Origin of the sequence: Xanthomonas euvesicatoria, assembly GCF_013112235.1 — a bacterium.
GTDB classification, from domain to species: domain Bacteria; phylum Pseudomonadota; class Gammaproteobacteria; order Xanthomonadales; family Xanthomonadaceae; genus Xanthomonas; species Xanthomonas euvesicatoria.
The window spans coordinates 342,957-362,968 of sequence record NZ_JABFFS010000001.1 but is presented as its reverse complement, the minus strand read 5'-3'; the positions used below and the strand labels follow the sequence as shown (position 1 = coordinate 362,968).

Sequence of the window (20,012 nt, the reverse complement as noted above, 5' to 3'; positions counted from 1 at the left end):
AAAAAGCCCGGAGCGTACTGGCTCCGGGCTGGTGATGGGTGCAGCTGCACCCATCAGGTCTAACGCTGGATATCGCCGGTGGTGGAACCGGCGCCCGGGCCCGCACCCAGGTCAGCGCCGGTCACGCGGTCCAGCTCGGGATTGGAGAGCAGCCGCTCGGACATGGCATCCAGTGCCGCGGTTTGCGTGGCATCCAGCGCGACCGTGGCAGAGCCGTCGCCACCATCCACGGCGGCCTGCGCCTCGCGGTCGGCCACCACTTCCCACTGCTCGCCGGCATTCCACGGACCGATCATGTCGCCCTCGCCCTGGGAGGTGTTGTAGTACTTGTCGGTGAAGCGCGGATCGCCCGGCAGCTTACCCGGCGGGAAATTCGGCTCGATCGAGTACAAGGCCTTTTCGAACGACTTCTGATGCGCCACTTCGCGCGTCATCAGGAAACGCAAGGCATCCACGATTCCCGGGTCGTCGGTGACGTTGATCAGGCGCTCATACACCAGCTTGGCACGCGCTTCGGCCGCGATATTGGAGCGCATGTCGGCCGTGGGGCAACCGATGCTGTCGACATACGCCGCCGTCCACGGCACGCCGCTGGAATTGACCAGGGCCGGGCCACCGCCATACAGAATCTGTTGGGTATGGCTGGTGCTGTTCTGGGTCATGTTGCGCATGTCCATGGCCTCTTCCATGCCCTCGGAGAGCACCGCCTTGGGCCCCTTGTTGAGCATGGCGATGATCGAGCCGATGATCTCCAGGTGGCTGATCTCTTCGGTGGCGATGTCGAACAGCAGGTCCTTGCGGCCCGGATCGTCTTCGCCCAGTGCCTGGGTGAAATAGCGCATTGCAGCGGCGAGTTCGCCCTGCGGTCCGCCGAACTGTTCCAACATCAGCGTGGCCAGATCGGGATTGGGCTGGGCGACGCGGACGGTGTACATCAAACGCTTGTTGTGCATGAACATGGGTGGTGCTCCATGGCTGACGCCCGGCAACTACGACCACTCAGCGAGCGGGCAGAAACGTGGGGCTTTGGCTTCGGGGGGATGCCCGCAGGGATGCAAGCGACGCAGGACGGCGGCGACCGTCCTGCGCGGTGACTCAGGCGGCCTTGCTGGCCTTGGATGCCTTCTGGTTGCCGCCTTGTTCGGCGAGCAGGGTCAGCTTTTCGTCGGTGGCCTTTTCTTCTTCCAGCGTGGCAAGCAGCAGCGGCAATGCATCGGCATAACCGAGTTGCTTGGCCATGGCGGCAATGGTGCCGTACGAGGCGATTTCGTAATGCTCCACCTTCTGCGCGCCGCCGATCAGTGCAGCGTCGCGCACCGGGCCGGCCTCGATTTCGTCAATGACCTCGCGGCTTTCTTCGACCAGGCCTTCCATCGCAGCGCACTTGATGCGCTTGAGCTTGATGCCCAGTGTCTCCACGACCTGATCGATGCGTTCGATCTGGCCCTGGGTCTCTTCCAGGTGGGTTTCAAAGGCCTGCTTGAGTTTCGGCTCGGTGGCCGCGCGCGCAAGACGCGGCAGCGACTTGGTCAGCTGCTTCTCGGCGCTGTAGATGTCCGACAGTTCGTGGATGAAAAGTTCTTCGACAGTCTTGATCGCCATGTGTGGCTCCTTGGGGTTGGTCAGAGGATGGGTTGCTGCGGTTCGCCATGTTGGTGGCGATGCCTTTAATGAGCTCGCGTTGCACGCCTGCGAACAAGCGCGCCGATGCAGCACGTACGACAACTCCGAAATCGTCGTGGTGCGTGTCACTCGCCTGTAGCACAGGGTCGTGCGCACTGCACCTGACGTTCTTCGAAGTACACCGTGGTCATCGCGTCGATCTCCAGGCAGTACCGCGTGGTCGCTACGCTAGCCCTGCGAGTGTTAGCGGGATTGGTGGAAACGGTGATCCCGATGCGATGGCGAGCTGTGCTGTGATGCAGGCCGCGCTCGCTGCGCCTGCAACGAAGGGGTGCAATGGCGCACCTACTACAGCCATCACCTCGGCGCCGATGCGGCTAGGCTTTGCGCATCGCTGCACTCCAGCATCGATCCACGTCGATGCGGTACAACGGCGATCGAACTTTTGCGAGACCGTGCGATGACGCCGCTGGACAAACCCTTACGTCGCGAACTGCAGATCGGCGATCAGGCATATACCTTGATCATCGATCCTCAAGGCTTGAAGTTGGTCGAGAAAGGCAGGCGCAAAGGCGTGACCTTGCGCTGGGAAGAACTGGTCAGCGGCGACGCTGCGCTGGCCAGTGCATTGCAGGCTTCGCTTGAAGATCGTTAGCGTGGCGGTGCCGGGCAGCGCGTGAAGCGCGAATGGAACCACTGCGCGCACTGCCCGGCGGGTGCGGCTGGTGACCGTGCGGTCGCGCGTCCTCCGCGGTTCGTCTGCGCCGTCCACGCCGACCTGAGGCGTGCTTGATGGTTGTCGACGCTGCGCTTGGCGTGGCTCGACCTTCCAACGACCAGAACAAGTGCAATGGCTGGTTCGGCACGACCACCTGCAATGCCGGCGTCCGGTAGAGGCCATTGCACGTTACTGCCAGCACCGATGCGCTCTGCAATGCACGCAGGCCACCACCGCGCTCGCGTCGCTCAGCGTGTGGCAAACAGCCGCGCCAGTTCGCGCACCGCCGCTTCCGTTGCGGCGCGGTCGGGCATGGCGTCTGCGTTATTGAAGTCGTGTGCGCCTTGCGCCTGCACCAACAACCCGTCGCGTCGCGGCACGACGTTGAGATTGTGGCCGCGCCAGACCAGGCCATAGGTGACTTCCGGCTGCGGGATCAGGCGTGCGGTCTGCCCGCGCACCGGAATCACGCTGTCGTCGCCCAGCAAGGCGCGCGCCCCGTAACCGGTGGCGTTGATCAGGATCTTCTCGCGCAGATCGCCGAATTGGCGCGGATGCTCGAACTCGCGCGTGTAGAGCTCGCCGCCTGCCTGCAGGAAGTCATCCATCAACAAGCGCGCATACGCGCTGAGGTTGAAGGTGAGCTGGCTGTAGCGGCGCACGAACGCCACCGGAAATGGATGATCACCGGGCGCCACCGGCTGCGAGCGCGGGCCCAGATCATCGAGCAGTTCGCGCTCCAGCGGCGGATAGTCCGGCTCATGCGCTTCGGCAGAGGCGACAGGTTGATCGAAGGGCACGTCCGAGAGCACGTAGCCATCGCGCCATTCAATCGGCTCGCCGGGCAGGCCCAGCAAGGTCTGGTAGCGGCGAAACGACGTGCGCGCCATGTCTTCCCAGCGCCTCTTGAAGTCGGCAGTGGCGTGTTCGCTGGTGCACACGCGCGAATCCGGCGACCACACGCCGGTGGCATAGAACGAGCGCACATCCGGCAGGCGCTCGCGCGCGTAGATGCGCACACGCAGGCCGGCGCGTTGCGCCACCAGGGCAGTGGTCAAGCCGATCGCGCCGCAGCCGATCACCGCCAGCGCGCGCGCGGCCGGGTCGGCGGCACGCACCAACCGTAATGCCTGTTCGGCGGCACCCCACGAGAGCGACCACCCGCTGCCGCCATGTCCATAGTTGTGCACCACCGTCTTGCGGCCGATGCGCTCGGCTTCGATCCGCGGCCCCTGCGCGCGGAACGGACGCGTGCACCCGTTGATGGCGATGATGCGATCGACCGAGGGGCGCATCGGCGCCAATGGCGGGGCAGCCGCGAACGGCGCAGGCAGACCACCCGGCAGCGTGACCGGCTGGGTGGCGGGCGGGACGGCGAGCGCCTTGTTCGTTGCTGCCCAGCTCGCGGTGGAGGCGGCCGCCAGCGCAACACCGGCGCTGCGTAGAAAATGACGACGGTGCATGCAACTCCCTTACAAGGTGTGGTGGGTGATGGGGTCGCCATGATGCGGCTCGCCACGCCTGCGCGGAGGCATGCCAAGGCCATCTTCAGATGCTGTCTGCCGCGTGGCAGCAACCGAGCGCGGCATGCGCAGCGCAAGCGTGCATCCAGCATAGCGCGCGCATCTGCCGCGGCCATGGCCCGGCACCAGGGTTTCGCACCGCAATCCTGACGTTTGATGCCGCGCTGGCGGCCATTCGTCGCCCGGGGCTTTCGCAGTGGCGCGCGCCGGCTATGCTCGCTCCCGTCCCATCCCAACGAGCTGCCCACCCGTGTCTGCCAGTGTCTTCCTGATCGTGCGCATCGTGTTCGCCTGGGCCGCCGCGTTGGTGGTGGCAGGGATCATGTGGACGCAGTTGTTCGGCTCCATCGGCCCGATCTTCGCGCTGGCCTGCATGGTCTTGCTGACGCTGGCGTTGATGAGTTCGGTCACCCATGTGCGGCGCGTGCGCCTGATCGCCGATCGGCTGGACCACACCACCTTGTCCACCCGCCAGCGCCGCCAGATCGAAGTACCGCTGGATGTGCAGGCCAGCTTCGCGGTGATGGAAGAGGCGGTGCGTGCGCTACCGCGTGTGCAGGACATCGAATGCGCGCCGGGCAGCCTGCTGATTCGCGCCAAGGTGCGCCGCATCGACCCGTACGCAGGTCGCCAGCCCTCGCGCTGGAACCTGTTCGCGCGCTTTGCCATCACCCACAACCAGATCCTGGCGACGATCGCGCCGGGGCAGGGCACCAGCAGCGTCACCGTGTTGTGCGAGCCCGACGCTGGCGCCTGGGTGGATCTGTTCGCGGTGGACGAAGGCAGCAACTACGAAAACGCCGAGGCGATCAATCGCGCGGTGGTGCGCCGGGTCGGTGAGCAACGTCGTGACGAACAGGCCGCCGCCGAGCAATCGGTCATGGAAAAGGAACTGGCCGTGGCGCGCCTGAATCTGCTGCACGCCCAGGTCGAGCCCCACTTTCTTTACAACACGCTGGCCAGCGCGCAGGTGCTGGCGCGCACCGACCCGCCGCGCGCCGAGATCATGATCGGCCATCTGATCCAGTACCTGCGCAGCTCGCTGCCCAGCGCCGACGGTGCCATCGCCACCCTGGGCGAGGAACTCGAACGCACCCAGGCGTATCTGGAGATCCTGCGCATCCGCATGGGCACGCGGCTGGCCCTGCAGGTGGAAGTGCCCTACGAACTGCGTGCGCTGCCGCTACCGTCGATGATGTTGCAGACCTTGGTGGAAAACGCCATCAAGCACGGGCTGGAAGCCAAGCCCGGTGGCGGCACCGTGTGGATCCTGGCGCGTCGCCACGATGACCATGTCACGCTCACCGTGGCCGACGACGGCCAGGGCTTCAACACGCACAGCCACGGTACCGGCATCGGCTTGAAGAACCTGCGCGAGCGGCTGAAGCTGATTTATGCCGACAAGGCGAGCTTTGCCATCGTGTCCAACTTCCCCAGCGGGGTGGCGGCCACCTTGAGCCTGCCGCTGCCGACGCAGTTGGGTGCCGCGCCACCGCCGCCGTTGCCCGTTGCGGGCGCGCAGGCCGCACACGCCGCACAGGTGCGGGCATGAGCGCGCTGCGCGCCGTGGTGGCCGAAGACGAGGCCTTGCTGCGGCAGTCGTTGCTGACGCTGCTGGCCGAGGTGTGCCCGCAGTTGCAGATCGTGGGCGACTGCGAGGACGGTGCCAGCGCGCTGGAGACCATCGCCGCGCAGCAGCCGGAGGTGGTGTTTCTGGATATCCGCATGCCCGGCCTCACCGGCATCGAGGTGGCGCGTGCGATGCGCGAGGTCAGCCCGCGCAGCCAGGTGGTGTTCGTCACCGCCTACGACCAGTACGCCATCGATGCGTTCGAACACGGCGCAGTGGATTACCTGCTCAAGCCCATCGGCCGCGAGCGGCTGCAGGCCACCTGGCAGCGCGTGCAACAACGCGCTACTGCCGGCCAGCCGGATGGCGCGCTGCTGGAGGCTTTGCTGCAGCGTCTGTCCGCGCGCCCGGTCGCTGCCAGCCACACGCCGCCGCTCGCCTGGCTGACCGCCAGCAGCGGGCGCGAGACGCGCTTGATCGCGCTGGACGAGGTGGCGTATTTCCAGGCCGATCAGAAGTACACCACGGTGATGACTGCGGCCGGCGACGCGGTGTTGCGCACGCCATTGCGCGAACTGCTGGATGTGCTGGACCCGCAGGTGTTCAAACAGATCCACCGCTCGACCATCGTCAACATGAAGGCGGTTGCCTCGGTGGTGCGCGAGGACACCGGCAAGGGCCGGCTGGCGCTGCGCGGCCGCAGCGAAACGCTGACCGTCAGCCAGCCGTTCATGAGCCTGTTCCGCGGCATGTAAGTGCGACCTGCAAGACATCTGGCGTAGTCCCGGATGGATGCGACAGCGCGCATGGAACCTACGTATGCGCGTGAGTGCCACAGCGTTCCGATGACCGACAACCGCTGCCTGACGCGCTGCAGCCTGCTTTGATTCCCCCGTTTGCATCGACTGAAAGGACTGTCTCCATGCGCCTGATCGCCTCCCTGGTGTATTGCCTGCTTGCCCTGGCCGGCTGCCATGAACGCAATGGCACCACCTCGATCACCCGTGCCACCCGCGATGGCGCAAGCACACCGACGTGTGCCCGCAAGACCTTGGACAGCTTTGCGCTGGTGCCAGGGCAAGTGCGCGAAGTGCGCGGCGTTCCCGGCCAGGCGCACACCTGCGTGGAGACCACCGCACCGCAGGCCGATTGCCACGGCTGAGGAAGGCACACGCACGCACCGAGCTGTGGTGGGGCGTGCGTGCGTGTGCATAGGCCACGCGCAGAAGCCTTAGTGCCCATCGCGGGGTGCCTGCGGGTTCCGGGCACCGGCGGCGCCAGCCTGGCGGCTGTGCAGGCACTGCTGGTCGCTGCTGCAGATAACGAGCACTGGCGTGCGTGGATCGGCTGCGCACTGCCGGATCGGCAGGATGTCGGTAGCGACAATCCGGTCATGCCTGAATACGCACTGACGGCAAGCGGTCGCTTCTGCGATCATTACCGGCTTGTTGCCGGTTCACGGCGTCCTCACTGCCAGGCTCCTCATGTCCGAACACTCGCTACGCCGCGACGTTGGCCCTTTCGCCCTCATGCTCACCGGCCTGGGCTCGATCATTGGCTCTGGTTGGCTGTTCGGCGCCTGGCGCGCGGCCGGCCTGGCCGGCCCCGGCGCGATCTGGGCCTGGGTGCTGGGCGCGGCGATCATCACCACCATCGCGCTGTCGTATGCCGAGCTGGGCGCCATGTTCCCAGAGTCCGGCGGCATGGTGCGCTACAGCCACTATTCGCACGGCTCGCTGGTGGGTTTCATTGCCGGCTGGGCCAACTGGATCGCCATCGTCTCGGTGATCCCGGTCGAGGCCGAGGCCTCGGTGCAGTACATGGCGTCCTGGCCATGGGCCTGGGCGCAGGGCTTGTATGTGCAGGCGCCTGGTGGGGCAGGCGAGCTCTCTGTGCCCGGCCTGCTGATTTCCGCGGTGCTGGTGCTGGTGTATTTCTTTCTGAATTTCTGGAGCGTCAAGCTGTTCGCACGCTCCAATACGCTGATCACCGTGTTCAAGCTGGTGGTGCCTGCCGCCACTGGCGTGGCGCTGATCGCCAGCGGCTTCCATAGCGAAAACTTCAGCGTCGGCATCCACGGCGATTCGCATGTGCTCGACCTGGCTGCGGTGCTCACGGCGGTGGCCACCGCCGGCATCGTCTTCAGCTTCAACGGCTTCCAGAGCCCGGTGAATCTGGCTGGCGAGGCGCGTAACCCCGGCCGCAGCATTCCGTTCGCGGTGCTGGGTTCGATCGCGCTGGCCACGGTGGTGTACGTGATCCTGCAGGTGGCCTACATCGGCGCCGTGCCGCCGGATCTGCTGGCCAAGGCCGGCTGGCACGGTATCGATTTCCGCTCGCCGTTCGCCGAGCTGGCCATCATCGTCAACCTGCATTGGCTGGCGATGCTGCTCTACATCGATGCGTTCGTCAGCCCCAGCGGCACCGGCATCACCTATACCGCGACCACTGCACGCATGGTCTACGGCATGGAAAAGAACGGCACCATGCCGGCCGTGCTGGGCAAGCTGCACCCGGTCTGGGGCGTGCCGCGCATGGCGATGTTCTTCAACCTGGCCGTGTCGTTCGTGTTCCTGTTCTTTTTCCGCGGCTGGGGCACGCTGGCGGCCGTGATCTCGGTGGCCACCATCATTTCCTACCTCACCGGCCCGATCAGCGCGATGGCGCTACGCCGGCACGCGCCGGAACTGCACCGCCCGCTGCGTATCGCCGCACTGCCGGTGCTGGCCGGCGTGGCCTTCGTGATGGCCACCGAACTGCTGTATTGGGCACGCTGGCCGCTGACCGGCGAGATCATCCTGCTGATGGTCGTGGCGCTGCCGGTGTATTGCTATTACCAGGCCAAGCAAGGCTGGCCGGATCTGCGCCGCAACCTCAAGGGTGCGGCCTGGATGATCTGCTACCTGCCCACCATTGCACTGGTCTCGTGGGCCGGCAGCACCGATTTCGGTGGCCATGGCTACCTCAGCTACGGCACCGATCTGGTCGTGGTCGCAGTCGTGGGCGCGGTGTTCTACGTCTGGGGCGTGCGCAGCGGCTGGCGGACTCCCTCGGTGGAGAAGGCGGTTGCGCAGGCGTGAATGCTCACAGGCGCTAGCCGGCGCCGACTCCCGGCAACCGGCTGGCGGTCACCGCTGGGAATAAACAAGAACGGCCGGCGCAGTGCGCACCGGCCGTTCCTGTTTGCAGCCGAATCATTGCTGCAGGTAGCGTGTTTCTCGGTCAACACGTCGCTGCATCGCCACGCTGGGCCTGGTCAGGAATTGACCACCAGCCGTGGCGCGCCATCGAAGCGGTCGAGGTCGCGCAGCAGTTCGGTATAGCGGCGTAGCCGGCCCATTTCGCGCATGTTGACGATGTCTTCGTGGCGCAACTCGCGCTTGGACGTGACCTCCTGCTTGTAGCGCAGCACCTCCGGGTAGCGGCGCGTCATGTCCAGCGCGTCGGCAACGCATTCGACCGAGTCGGCGTCCGGCGTCACCCGCGCGCGGCTGTTGAAGGCGCGTAGCCAGCGTTCGAAACCGGCGCTGTGGTCGAACAGGTCGGCGATGTACCACATCACGAACAGGATCGACGCCCACGAGGTGAAGATGATCACCACCCGGCTAAAGGTCAGGTGGTAGTCGTTCTGCCACAGCTGGTGCGTGATCACGCCCAGCAATATCAGCGAGATCGCCTGCCAGCCGATGATCGAGGCGATCACCCACTGCTTTTTGGCCACCTTGAGCAGCGAGAGCTCTTCGTCGAGCTGCGCGTCGGTCTTGTCGCGCCAGTGAGCCACCTGCTCGTCGAAGGGGAGCCGATGGAGTGCGTTGTCCTGCAATAGCAGGCCTAAACCCTGGAACAAAGCGATCATGACAAGCTCCTGACGGATGGCTGGTACGAACGACTTGCTGCACTGGCCGCGGCCGGTGCCCTGGAGCGTCCGCAACGTGCTGGCGAAGCAGTGCGTCGACGGACGGGCTTAGTTCTAGCACTTTCGCTGTGCATGGCAATGCCTCAAACGAAGCGCTGGCCGCGCAATTTTGCGCAGACGCGCACAAATTGCTGAATTCAGGCGGATTTGCGGTCATGCCGCCGCCATGTGCCTGCGCGGCGCCTTCGATCTTGCTGCACTGCACACCCGGCGCTGCGGCAATTGCCGGGCTCCAAGGACAGGCAAGCCGGCTTGCCGGACATGCTGGAAGGGTAGGGCGTTCGGCGACGCCGGGCCCGTTGGTAAAAAGCTCAGCGGGCCTGATCGCCCGGATGGTCAGTACCCCACCCAGATGCCAGGTCGCGTTCTTCCGGCCGCGCGGTCACGATGCCCGTCAGCATCTGGTCGCCATCGCCATCGCCGCGCTGACGTGCCGAACGGATGCCGGTCAGCGCTACGCTGACCTGGCGTTGCAGATGGGCTGCGTATCATTGCCGCATGTCAGCCGTCCTGCGCACTCTCACTGCCCCCGCCGCCAAACAGATCCATCGCTGGGTGCTCGACGCGTTTCCGCGTGGTCAGAGCACCATCGAATACGATCAGCCGCTGGGCGATCCCGGCATCTTCGGGCCCGACAGCATCACCTGGCGCATCCACTCCGAATTTCCGGGCATGCTGTCCGGCGGCCTGTGCGCATTGATGTTGCAGTTGTTGCATCCGCGGGCGCTGGCCGGGGTCTACGACCATTCCAACTTCCGCACCGATTTGATCGGGCGGCTGCGGCGCACCACCAACTTCGTCGCCGGCACCACCTACGCGCCAGCCGCGGAAGCCGAACAGCTGATTGCGCGCGTGCGCAAGATCCACTCGCAGATTCGCGGCCACACTGCCGACGGCGTGCCTTACGAGGCCAACGACCCGCAGTTGCTCACTTGGGTGCACGTGACCGAGGCCTATGGGTTCTTGCAGGGATGCCGGCGTTATTGCCGCCAGGTGCCTGCTGCCATCGCCGACCGCTACTACGACGAAGCGCGACGCGTGGCCGAGGCGTTGGGCGCAGCCGATGTGCCGGCCAGCGAGGCGCAGGTGGATGCGTATTTCGCATCGGTGCTGGGAGAGTTACGCATGGACGCGCGCTCGCGCGAGGTGCTCGACATCCTCACCAGCATCCAGCTGCCGGTGCCCGCCGCGGGTCTGTCGCGCGGGGTATTTCTCGGCGCCGGCACGGCCTTGTTGCCCGGCTGGGCCAGCGACATGCTCGGCCGCACCACCACCCAACGCGCGCAGGCGCGCGCATCGGCACGGTTGCTGCGCAGCCTGTCGCCGCTGTTCCGCACGGCCTTGCGCGACGGACTGTCTGCGCGCGCATGCAGGCGCATGCAATTGCCGCCGGCGATGTTGCTGGAGTGGCCTGTCGGCGTGTAACGGCGGTGGGCCGGGCGGAGCGGGTGTTCTGACGTGCGCTGGTGGCGCGATAGGCAATCGCTGGTCGTGCCGTTTTTTCGACGGCAACCACGACGTGGGTACTCACGCACTTCGCCATCCCCCGGCATGGCACTGCCGCGCGCCACGACAAACAATGCCGCAGACACCAGCTCCATTGGCGCTGCATCGACCTCGACCAGCACCTACCAGATCCTGACCCGCTGCTCCGGCGCCAGATACAGCTGCTGACCCTGTGTCACATCGAAGGCCGGGTACCAGGCATCCAGGTTACGCACGGTTTGCGCGCGGAAGCGGCCAGGTGCATGCACATCGGTGAGTAGCGCATTGCGCAGTGCCGCGTCGCGATACTTGCCGCGCCAGGCCTGTGCAAAGCCCAGGAAAAAGCGCTGATCCGGGCTGAAACCGTCCAGGGTCCGGGGCTGCTTGCCCTGCAGCGACAGCTGGTAGGCGTCGTATGCAGTGGCCAGGCCTGCAACGTCGGCGATGTTTTCGCCCAGCGTCAGCTTGCCGTTGACCGACAAGTCGTCGAACGGTTGGTAGGCGCTGAACTGCGCGGCCAGGGCATTGCCGGCGCTCTCGAATTTTTTCAGGTCTTGCGGTGTCCACCAGTTATGCAGCTCGCCGTGTTCGTCGAACAGCGCGCCCATGTTGTCGAAGCTGTGGCTGATCTCGTGGCCGATCACCGCGCCGATCGCGCCATAGTTCACCGCATCGTCGGCGGCGGGATCGAAGAACGGCGGTTGCAGGATCGCCGCCGGGAAGATCAGGCGGTTTTCCAGTGGTACGTTCAGCGCGTTGACCTCCTGCGGCAGCATGTACCACTCGCGATGATCGACCGCCTTGCCCAGCTTGGCCAGGTTGCGGCGGTATTCGAAGACCTCGGCGCGTTGCACGTTGCCAAGCGCATCATCGCGGCGCACGTCCAGCCCGCTGTAGTCGCGCCAGGTGTCCGGGTAGCCGACCGCCACCGTCAGGCCGGCGATTTTCGCCTTGGCATGCTGTTTGGTTTCGGCGCTCATCCACTCCAGTGCGTCGATGCGTTTGCCGAACGCGATGATGATGTTCTTCACCATCTCTTCGGCACGCGTCTTGGTCTGCGCGCTGACGTACTTCTGCACGTAGCGCTTGCCGACCGCTTCGCCCAATGCGGCGTTGGTCGCGTCGATGCCGCGTTTCCAGCGCTGGCGCTGCTGCGGGGTACCTTCCAGCGTGGTGCCGTAAAACGCGAAGCGCTCGTCGGCGAAGGCCTTGGACAGGTAGGGCGAGGCGCGATCCAGCGCGCGGAAGCTCAGGTAATCCTTCCAGGTCTGCAGCGGCTCGGACTGCACCAACGCCGACAACCCACTCACCGCGCGCGGCTGCCATACGATGAAATCCTGTTGTGCGTTGAGGCCGGCTGCCTCGAAGAACACCGCCCAGTCCAGGCCGGGCGCATTGCGCGCGAAATCGGACTGCTTCCAGGCATTGGCGCCGGCCTGCACGTTGTTGGTCTGCTCGGGAGTCGCGTGCACGCGTGCCATGGCGATTTCCAGCGCCAGGATGCGCTCGGCCCTGGCGGGCGCATCGTCGATGCCGGCCAGCTCCAGCAAGGTGACGATGTGCGCGCGGTAGGCTTCGCGCAGCTGCGCCATACGCCCGCCGTCCAGGTAGAAACTGCGCTCGGGCATGCCCAGGCCGCCTTGCACCAGATAGGGCACGTAGCGGCCCGGATGATGCAGGTCCTGCGACACCCACAGGCCGAACAGCCGGTCGGTATGGAAATTGGTGGCGTTGAGCAGATCGACATCGGCACGCAGCTGGCCGCCCAAGGTGCGCGCCAGGGCCTGCTTGTCGTCGAGCTGGGCGATCGCTTCCAGTTCCGGTTGCACCGGGCGCACGCCCTTGGCCTCGATGCTGGCTTCGTCCATGTAGGCGGCGTAGTAGTCGCCGATCTGTTTGTCTTCACCGGTGACGCGGTCGTTGGCGGCAGCGCCTTCGATGATGTCGCGACTATGCCGCTCGGTCTCGATGGCGATGGAAACGAAACTGTTGAAGCTGGCGCGATCTTCCGGGATCTGCGTGCGCTTGACCCAGTTGCCGCTGGCGTAATCGAAGAAGTCGTCGCCCGGCGCCACGCTGCGATCCATACCGGCCGCATCGAAGCCGAAATCGCCGAGCTTGGGCTTGCTAGGGGGCGGCGCGGGGTGCGTGCTCGCGGCCGGTGTCGCGCCATCGCGGTGGCATGCGGCGTTGGTCAGCAGCGCGGCAGACATGGCGGCGATGAGGACGGGGCGATGCAAAGAAGCCATGCGGCGCAGCTCGTATAACCAAAACGGACAGCACAGTGTAGTGGCCTGCAGTGCCGAGTGCCGGTTCCAGCGTAGGCTTCGCCGCGGATCGCGGTGATGCGGACACGCTCGGTTCAGCGCCGGCGTTGATACCAGAAGCCGAGCGCGTCGCGGGTCTGCAGCATGCGCCGCCCGCGCCACAGAAACCGCAACAGCAGGCTCAGGTGCTCGCGCTTGGAAAAGCTGCGCAGCTTGCGGTCGGAGGTGTGCACGGTCTGGCGCAAGATCACAAAGCGTCCGCAGCGTGCCAGGGCGCGGCTCAGTGCCACATCTTCACCGGCGTAGTAGCGCGTGTTGAAGCCCCCTGCACTGACGAAGGCCACCCGTGTACAAAACAGAAAGCACCCGGGCGCAATGCCGGAAACACGGAAAAACCAGCCAAACACCGCCTGCGCCATGCGCTCGGACCACACCCGCTTGCCCTGCAGATGCACCTGCGCCCCACCGCCTACCGCGCCGGCATCGAGCGCAGCCAGTGCTGCGCCAACGACGTGCGGGTTGATCAATGTGTCGGCATCCAGAAACAACAGGCGCTCGCCTCGTGCGGCCTGTGCGCCGGCATTACGCGTGGCGGCGATGTGGCGCAACTGCACCTCCAGCACCTGCGCGCCATGGCTGCGTGCGATGGCTGCCGTGGCGTCTTCGCAGGCATCGGCCACCACGATCACTTCATAGTCCAGCTGCATGGCCTGCGCGCAGGCATGCAGGCACTGCAGCGTGTCGCCGATCAGGGCAGCCTCGTCATGGGCGGGAATCACGAAGGACAGCATGGGGCAATAGGCGTGTGAACTGCAGCCAGTGTGCAAGGGGCTGCGAAGCGGGAGTGTGAGCAGGGGCGGTCAGCATCCAGTACGCGCGATCGAACGAGCGCTGCGAAACACACACGCATCTATCGATTGCGGTGTGACAGTTGGATGGCAGCAGTGGCGCGCAGCAAGCTCCACCGGCGCTAGCGCAGTGCCGCAGCGCTGGCTGTGTCCAGCAAAGACACGCAGCACACCGCAAGGCGATTGCGCTCACCGCCATGCGGGCGCGGCCGTGCCCGGAATCGGCATGTGTCACGTTCGTACACGCCGGTTCCAAGCGCGCAATCCGCACCCACCTGGCAGCCGCCGCTGCGTGTCAGCCAACCTAGGCCACGCAGCACGGCTCAGCGGTTGACTGCGCCCATCATCGCTTCCGGGTAGCGCGTGCCAGCCGCAGCCTGCGGCGGGAAGATGGCATCGATGCGGGCCAGTTCGTCCGGCATCAGGGCCACATCCAGCGCAGCGATGTTTTCTTCCAGATAGGCCAACCGCTTGGTGCCTGGGATCGGAACCAGGTCCTGGCCTTGCGCCAGCACCCAGGCCAGTGCCAGTTGCCCCGGTGTGATGCCCTTGTCGGCAGCAATGGTCTTGACCTGCTCCACCAGTTGCAAGTTGCGGGTGAAGTTTTCGCCTTGAAAACGCGGCGAATGGCGGCGGTAATCGTCGGCATCGAAATCGTCCGGCGACGAAAACGCGCCGGTCAAAAAACCGCGCCCGAGCGGCGAGTACGGCACGAACCCGATGCCGAGTTCGCGCACCGCGGCGAATACGCCGTTGTCTTCCGGCTCGCGCGACCACAGCGAATATTCGGTCTGCACTGCAGTGATGGGGTGCACCGCGTGCGCACGGCGAATGGTGGCTGCGGCCGCTTCCGATAAACCGAGAAAGCGCACCTTGCCCTGTTCGACCAGGCGCGCCATCGCGCCTACAGTGTCTTCGATCGGTACGTTGGGGTCGACGCGGTGTTGGTAGTACAGGTCGATATGCTCCACGCCCAGCCGACGCAGGCTGGCTTCGCACGCGGACTGCACATACGCCGGGCTGCCATCGATGCCGCGCACCGACGGGTCGTTGGGGTCGAGCTTGATGCCGAATTTGGTGGCCAGAAACACTTCATGCCGGCGCGAGGCAATCGCCTTGCCGACCAGCACTTCATTGGTGTGCGGGCCGTACATGTCGGCGGTGTCGAGCAAGCTGATGCCACGATCGAGCGCGCGGTGGATCACCGCGATCGAGGCGGCCTCGTCGCTGCGGTCGCCATAGAACGCGCTCATCCCCATGCAGCCAAGGCCCAGGGCCGAAACGGTGGGGCCGGAACGGCCAAGCGTGCGGGTTTGCATGGTGGGGGACTCCGTGCAGCAAAAGGTCGGGAGACAATGGCGTGAAAGGCGTTAGCGCGATGTGGCCCACGCGCTAACGCACGGCCCGCGCAGATCGGCAGGCCAAGCTGCGATCTGCGCGGGCCGGCGCGGTGTGCAATCAGCCCTTGAGCTTGGCGGCCACTTCGGCCACGCGCTTGCCGAACAGCTTGGCCGTTTCCAGGTCGCCGCGACGCGGCGCTTCGTCCGGCGACGCGTCCGATGGCGAGATCGCCAGTGCACCGCCCCAGCCGCCAGTCCAGTTCACGTCCTGCGGCCCATGCGCCTTGGTGTTGGCCGGCGGCAGCCCGGTGCCCACCCAGATCTGGCCATGCTGTTGCGACAGCGTCCACAAGTACTGGATGGTGGTGGCCTTGTCGCCGTTGGCCGATGCCGAATTGGTGAAGCCGGCAGCGACCTTGTCCTTCCAGGCCTGCGCAAACCACGGTTTGGAGCTGGCATCGGCAAATTTCTTGAACTGCCACGCCGGGCCGCCCATGTAGGTGGGGCTGCCGTAGATGATGGCGTCGGCGGCACTGATGGCATCCCACGCGTCGTCGGGCAGGTTGCCGTCCTGGTCGATGCGGTACAGCGTGGCCTCGCCAACGCTGGCCGCGCCTGCGTGCACGGCTTCGGCCTGCTTGACGGTGTGGCCGTAGCCGCTGAAATACACGATGGCGATCTTGCTCATGGGCACTCCTGTTGAACGGGGAGCCGGATTGTGCGCACACCGGTCGCGACAGCAGAATGACCACGCACGGGACGAACTGTTGCCGCGGTCGTTTGCCGCCGCGGGTGAACCGGGATGCGTTTGTCGAAATGTCGCGTGCTTGCGCGCCCAGTTCCCCGATCCCGCATCCCGGCCGCATCGGCTCACGTGCCGGATCAGCGACCTGTTTCTTGGCGTCGCCGCTGGCTCAACCAGGTCCGGGCTCGGCCATGCATTCGATCAGGTAATCGATGAAGCTGCGCACCTTCGGTGCCAGGTGGCTGCGGCTGGTGTACACCGCAAAGATGCCGATTTCGTCCAGTGCGTAGTCCGGAAGGATGCGCACCAGCCGCCCTGCGGCGAGGTGCGGCTCGGCCAGGAAATCCGGCTGCATCACGATGCCTTGCCCGGCCAGCGCGGCAGCGTTCAGCACATGCCCGTTGTTGGCGCGCAGGCCGCCGCGCAGGCGCACGTCGATATCGCCCTCCGGGCCCTGAAAGCGCACCTCGTCGCCGCTGGGGGAGTAGTGGTAGAGCAGGCATTCGTGGCCGGCCAGATCGGATGGGTGCCGGGGTGTTCCGGCACGCGCCAGATAGGCCGGCGATGCACATGCCAGGATGCGGACCTTGCCCAACTGCCGGGCGATCAACATCGGCGCCGGCTGGCGGGTGATGCGGATGGCGACGTCGAAGCCTTCTTCGACCATGTCCACCAGGCGGTCGGACAGCGACAGGTCCAGTTCCACCTGCGGGTAGCGTGCACGAAAGCCCGGCAGCAATGCGCCCAGGCGCTCGATGCCATAGCTCACCGGCGCGTTCACCCGCAGCACGCCAGCCGGCTCCAGCGCTTGCGCGCCGATGGTGGCCTCCAGGTCGTCCAGATCGGCCAGCAGCTGCAGGCAGCGCTGGTAGTAGGCGCTGCCGGCACTGGTCAGGCTGACCCGGCGGGTGGTGCGGTTGAGCAGGCGGGTGCCGAGCCGCTGTTCAAGCGCGGCGACCTGGCGGGTGACGCTGGCAGTGGAGCGGTCCAATGCATCGGCGGCGGCGCTGAAGCCGTTGCGCTCGGCCACCGCGGCGAACACGCGCATCGCATCGAGGGTATCCATGGCGGGTCCGATTGTTACCTTAAGTGAAATAATTTATCTGAAGTAACTGTATTTATCAGAATTCTGTAATGAATAGGCTGGTGTGGTGCCTACTGGAGTCCGCCATGACGGCTGGCCTTGCATCTTCGCGTCCCCATCGGCACGCCTGTCTGCATCAGCGTGGGCGTTTGCAGTGCCCGGCATGACCCGAGTGATGGCGTGCGCTCCGGCCGGCACTTGCACGCGCTGCCTGGCGCTTGTGGGCTTGCCGCCGCCGACAGACACGCTTGTCACCGTGGCTGGCGCCCGAAACCCGGGCGGCGACCGGGGACCTGGCGTCATGGGCGGAGTCGGTGATCGCCCGGGCCTTGCCCGACCAGGCGCATTCGCCATGAGGCCGTCGCGCTGATGCTGTTTTCATCGATCAAGGAGCTGTCCATGACCCGCTTGCCTTCCCTGTACATCTCGCACGGCTCGCCGATGACTGCGCTGCAGCCGGGGCAGGTCGGCGAGCGCCTGGCCAACCTGCGGCACGCGTTGCCGCGGCCGCGTGCCATCGTGGTGGCGAGCGCGCACTGGCTGGGCCGTCGCCCGCTGGTCAGCGGTGCGCTGCGGCCGCCGACCATTCACGACTTTGGCGGCTTCCCGGCGCCGTTGTATGCGCTGGACTATCCGGCGCCCGGCGAGCCGGCATTGGCGCAGCAGATCGTGCGCCGGCTGGAGCAGGCCGGCCTGCATCCGCAGCTGGACCCGCAGCGCGGATTCGATCACGGCGTCTGGGTGCCGCTGCGCCTGCTGTATCCGGACGCCGACATCCCGGTGGTGTCGCTATCGATCCAGCCCGAGCTGGGACCGGCGCACCAGTTCGCGTTGGGGCGTGCGCTGGCGCCATTGCGCGATGACGGCGTGCTGGTGGTCGGCTCAGGCAGCATCACCCATAACCTGCACGACTTGCGCCACGGCTACAGCGCCGAGCGGCAAGCGCCGTACGTGCGGCCCTTCATCGAATGGACCGAACGCAAGCTGCTGGACAACGACATCCCCGCGCTGCTGGACTACCGCCGCCAGGCGCCGCATGCCGCACGCGCGCATCCCAGCGACGAGCACTGGCTGCCGCTGTACGTGGCGATGGGGGCGGCCGGCGATGACCGGCTTGGTGCGCAGCGCATCGACGCCGGCATCGATGCGGGTTTGATGGCCATGGATCTGTATCGCTTCGATGGCCCTGCAGCGGCGGCGGACCCGATCGCGGCATAGCGCCGGGGTGCGGACGTGGGCGCATCGGCATGTTTGCGCCAAGTGCTGCAATGCCGATCGGGATGGTGCAATCGCACGGTCGGCAGGGGCGGGACGCATGCAGTTGCGAGCGGCCGGATCGCGCCAACCCGCAGCGCTCTAAAGCATTCACGATCGGGTGCAGGCGAGTCTCATAGGCTGAGACGCCACCGCTGCATGCTGCCCGCGTGAAAATCCTCGACAAGCTCGCCGTCCTCGCCGACGCCGCCAAATACGATGCCTCCTGTGCTTCCAGTGGCGCCAACAAGCGCAACTCGCTGGGCACCGGCGGCATCGGCAGCACCGAGGGCATGGGCATCTGCCACTCGTACACGCCCGATGGCAGATGCGTGTCGCTGTTGAAGATCCTGCTGACCAATTTTTGCATCTTCGACTGCGCGTACTGCGTCAATCGCGTGTCCAGCAATGTGCGCCGTGCGCGCTTCACGCCGGAGGAAGTGGTCACGCTCACGCTGGATTTCTACAAGCGCAACTACATCGAAGGCTTGTTTCTCTCCAGCGGCATCATCCGCAACTCCGACTACACCATGGAGCAACTGGTGGAAGTGGCGCGGCAGCTGCGCGAGGTGCACCATTTCGCCGGTTACATCCATCTCAAGACCATCCCGGATGCGGCCCCGGAGTTGCTGGCAGCGGCCGGACGCTATGCCGATCGCTTGAGCATCAATGTGGAGTTGCCCACCGAACAGGGCCTGACGCTGCTGGCGCCGGAAAAAAGCGTGGGCGGCATTCGCTCGGCGATGGGCGAGTTGCGCTGGCGCATCGAAGAAAACCAGCTCGAACGCAAGGCCGAAACGGTGCGCCGCGCCAAGCCGCCACGCTTTGCACCGGCCGGGCAGAGCACGCAGATGATCGTCGGCGCCGACAATGCCAACGACCGCAGCATTCTGGACACCAGCCACAACCTCTACGGCAATTACCGCATGCGCCGGGTGTATTACTCGGCCTTCAGCCCCATCCCGGACGCCTCGTCCAAGCTGCCGTTGCAGGCGCCGCCCCTGCAGCGCGAGCACCGGCTGTACCAGGCCGACTGGTTGCTGCGTTTCTACGAGTTCAGCGTGGAAGACATTGCGCCGGCGCAGTCCAGCGGCATGCTCGACCTGGACGTGGACCCCAAGCTGGCCTGGGCATTGCGCAATCCCGAGCGGTTTCCGGTGGATCTGAATGCGGCACCGCGCGAAATGCTGCTGCGCGTACCTGGCCTGGGCACGCGCAACGTGGAGCGTCTGTTGTTGTCGCGGCGGCATGCGCGCTTGCGGGTTGGGGATCTGGCACGGCTGCGCGTGCCAATGAAGAAGTTGCTGCCGTTTGTGAGTGTGCTGGATCATCATCCGCGTCAACGCTTGGATGATCCTGTGCGGTTGCGGGCGCAATTGGCACCTGCGCCTAGGCAGGCGGGGTTGTTTGATTAGTGCCTCTGCGATAAGGCCGCACCGGTCCCCTGCGCTCCTCGCCACGCGCGGCACGGCGCCCAAACTCGCTACGCTCAAACAAGGGCGCCGCTTCGGCCACGCATGACTGCGGTGCTCGGCTCGCTTTAAGGCGACGGGGTGAAGCAAGATCCACGGCCACGGCCACGGCCACGGCAATAGCAATAGCAGCGGCGATAGGGTCTTGGTGTTGATGGTGGCGTTAG

At 65.8% G+C, this 20,012-nt stretch carries 17 protein-coding genes; 8 read left to right on the top strand and 9 right to left on the bottom strand.

The window, feature by feature from the left end:
* Window positions 1-59: 59 nt before the first annotated feature.
* Together HLH45_RS01445 and HLH45_RS01440 are read right to left on the bottom strand one after the other, a co-directional pair.
* Entirely contained in the window at window positions 60-959 is a 900-nt protein-coding gene (locus HLH45_RS01445) for a manganese catalase family protein (protein WP_008577723.1), read from the bottom strand.
* A gap of 136 nt (window positions 960-1,095) precedes the next feature.
* The gene (locus HLH45_RS01440; RefSeq protein ID WP_008577724.1) at window positions 1,096-1,602 is read right to left on the bottom strand and encodes a YciE/YciF ferroxidase family protein; all 507 of its coding nucleotides are present in this window, start codon (window positions 1,600-1,602) and stop codon (window positions 1,096-1,098) included.
* A 481-nt stretch (window positions 1,603-2,083) separates the two neighbouring features.
* Between HLH45_RS01440 and HLH45_RS01435 the strand changes: the two genes are divergently transcribed.
* Window positions 2,084-2,278, top strand: coding sequence for a hypothetical protein (locus HLH45_RS01435; RefSeq protein WP_008577726.1), 195 nt, complete (start codon window positions 2,084-2,086; stop codon window positions 2,276-2,278).
* A 311-nt stretch (window positions 2,279-2,589) separates the two neighbouring features.
* Here the strand turns inward: HLH45_RS01435 and HLH45_RS01430 are convergent, their stop codons facing one another.
* On the bottom strand, window positions 2,590-3,804 hold the full coding sequence (locus HLH45_RS01430; protein ID WP_008577727.1) for an FAD-dependent oxidoreductase: 1,215 nt from the start codon (window positions 3,802-3,804) through the stop codon (window positions 2,590-2,592).
* 310 nt (window positions 3,805-4,114) lie between these two features.
* On the opposite strand from HLH45_RS01430, the gene HLH45_RS01425 reads away from it, so the two are divergent.
* The 4 genes from HLH45_RS01425 to HLH45_RS01410 all read left to right on the top strand — a co-directional run bounded on the left by HLH45_RS01425 (window position 4,115) and on the right by HLH45_RS01410 (window position 8,514).
* Window positions 4,115-5,416 (top strand): sensor histidine kinase, encoded by a 1,302-nt coding sequence (locus HLH45_RS01425; protein WP_008577729.1) that lies wholly within the window; start codon window positions 4,115-4,117, stop codon window positions 5,414-5,416.
* Window positions 5,413-6,189: a LytR/AlgR family response regulator transcription factor gene (locus HLH45_RS01420; RefSeq protein ID WP_008577731.1), complete on the top strand. Its 777-nt coding sequence runs from the start codon at window positions 5,413-5,415 to the stop codon at window positions 6,187-6,189. Before HLH45_RS01425 ends, HLH45_RS01420 begins: the two co-directional genes overlap by 4 nt.
* Before the next feature lie 167 nt (window positions 6,190-6,356).
* Window positions 6,357-6,596 carry a hypothetical protein gene (locus tag HLH45_RS01415; protein WP_008577733.1) on the top strand — a complete coding sequence of 80 codons (240 nt, stop codon included), beginning with the start codon at window positions 6,357-6,359 and terminating at the stop codon, window positions 6,594-6,596.
* 322 nt (window positions 6,597-6,918) lie between these two features.
* A complete protein-coding gene (locus HLH45_RS01410; RefSeq protein WP_011348704.1) occupies window positions 6,919-8,514 on the top strand; it encodes an APC family permease in 1,596 nt (531 codons plus the stop codon).
* 176 nt (window positions 8,515-8,690) lie between these two features.
* Here the strand turns inward: HLH45_RS01410 and HLH45_RS01405 are convergent, their stop codons facing one another.
* A complete protein-coding gene (locus HLH45_RS01405) occupies window positions 8,691-9,365 on the bottom strand; it encodes a hypothetical protein (protein ID WP_008573315.1) in 675 nt (224 codons plus the stop codon).
* 426 nt (window positions 9,366-9,791) lie between these two features.
* On the opposite strand from HLH45_RS01405, the gene HLH45_RS01400 reads away from it, so the two are divergent.
* The gene (locus HLH45_RS01400) at window positions 9,792-10,775 is read left to right on the top strand and encodes an oxygenase MpaB family protein (RefSeq protein ID WP_031424999.1); all 984 of its coding nucleotides are present in this window, start codon (window positions 9,792-9,794) and stop codon (window positions 10,773-10,775) included.
* Between the two features lie 203 nt (window positions 10,776-10,978).
* On the opposite strand, the gene HLH45_RS01395 is transcribed toward HLH45_RS01400, so the two are convergent.
* The 5 genes from HLH45_RS01395 to HLH45_RS01375 all read right to left on the bottom strand — a co-directional run bounded on the left by HLH45_RS01395 (window position 10,979) and on the right by HLH45_RS01375 (window position 17,101).
* Window positions 10,979-13,048: a M13 family metallopeptidase gene (locus tag HLH45_RS01395; RefSeq protein ID WP_033478725.1), complete on the bottom strand. Its 2,070-nt coding sequence runs from the start codon at window positions 13,046-13,048 to the stop codon at window positions 10,979-10,981.
* Between the two features lie 149 nt (window positions 13,049-13,197).
* Entirely contained in the window at window positions 13,198-13,893 is a 696-nt protein-coding gene (locus HLH45_RS01390) for a glycosyltransferase (protein ID WP_008573318.1), read from the bottom strand.
* A 380-nt stretch (window positions 13,894-14,273) separates the two neighbouring features.
* The gene (locus HLH45_RS01385) at window positions 14,274-15,269 is read right to left on the bottom strand and encodes an aldo/keto reductase (protein WP_014091147.1); all 996 of its coding nucleotides are present in this window, start codon (window positions 15,267-15,269) and stop codon (window positions 14,274-14,276) included.
* 139 nt (window positions 15,270-15,408) lie between these two features.
* On the bottom strand, window positions 15,409-15,978 hold the full coding sequence (locus HLH45_RS01380; protein ID WP_008573320.1) for a flavodoxin family protein: 570 nt from the start codon (window positions 15,976-15,978) through the stop codon (window positions 15,409-15,411).
* 226 nt (window positions 15,979-16,204) lie between these two features.
* Complete coding sequence (locus HLH45_RS01375; RefSeq protein ID WP_008573321.1) at window positions 16,205-17,101, bottom strand: LysR family transcriptional regulator; 897 nt, start codon at window positions 17,099-17,101, stop codon at window positions 16,205-16,207.
* A 417-nt stretch (window positions 17,102-17,518) separates the two neighbouring features.
* Here HLH45_RS01375 and HLH45_RS01370 point away from each other — a divergent pair, with 417 nt between their 5' ends.
* Window positions 17,519-18,337 (top strand): DODA-type extradiol aromatic ring-opening family dioxygenase, encoded by an 819-nt coding sequence (locus tag HLH45_RS01370; protein WP_033478731.1) that lies wholly within the window; start codon window positions 17,519-17,521, stop codon window positions 18,335-18,337.
* Window positions 18,338-18,543: 206 nt separating this feature from the next.
* The gene (locus tag HLH45_RS01365; protein ID WP_008573323.1) at window positions 18,544-19,788 is read left to right on the top strand and encodes a putative DNA modification/repair radical SAM protein; all 1,245 of its coding nucleotides are present in this window, start codon (window positions 18,544-18,546) and stop codon (window positions 19,786-19,788) included.
* The last annotated feature ends 224 nt before the right edge of the window (window positions 19,789-20,012 follow it).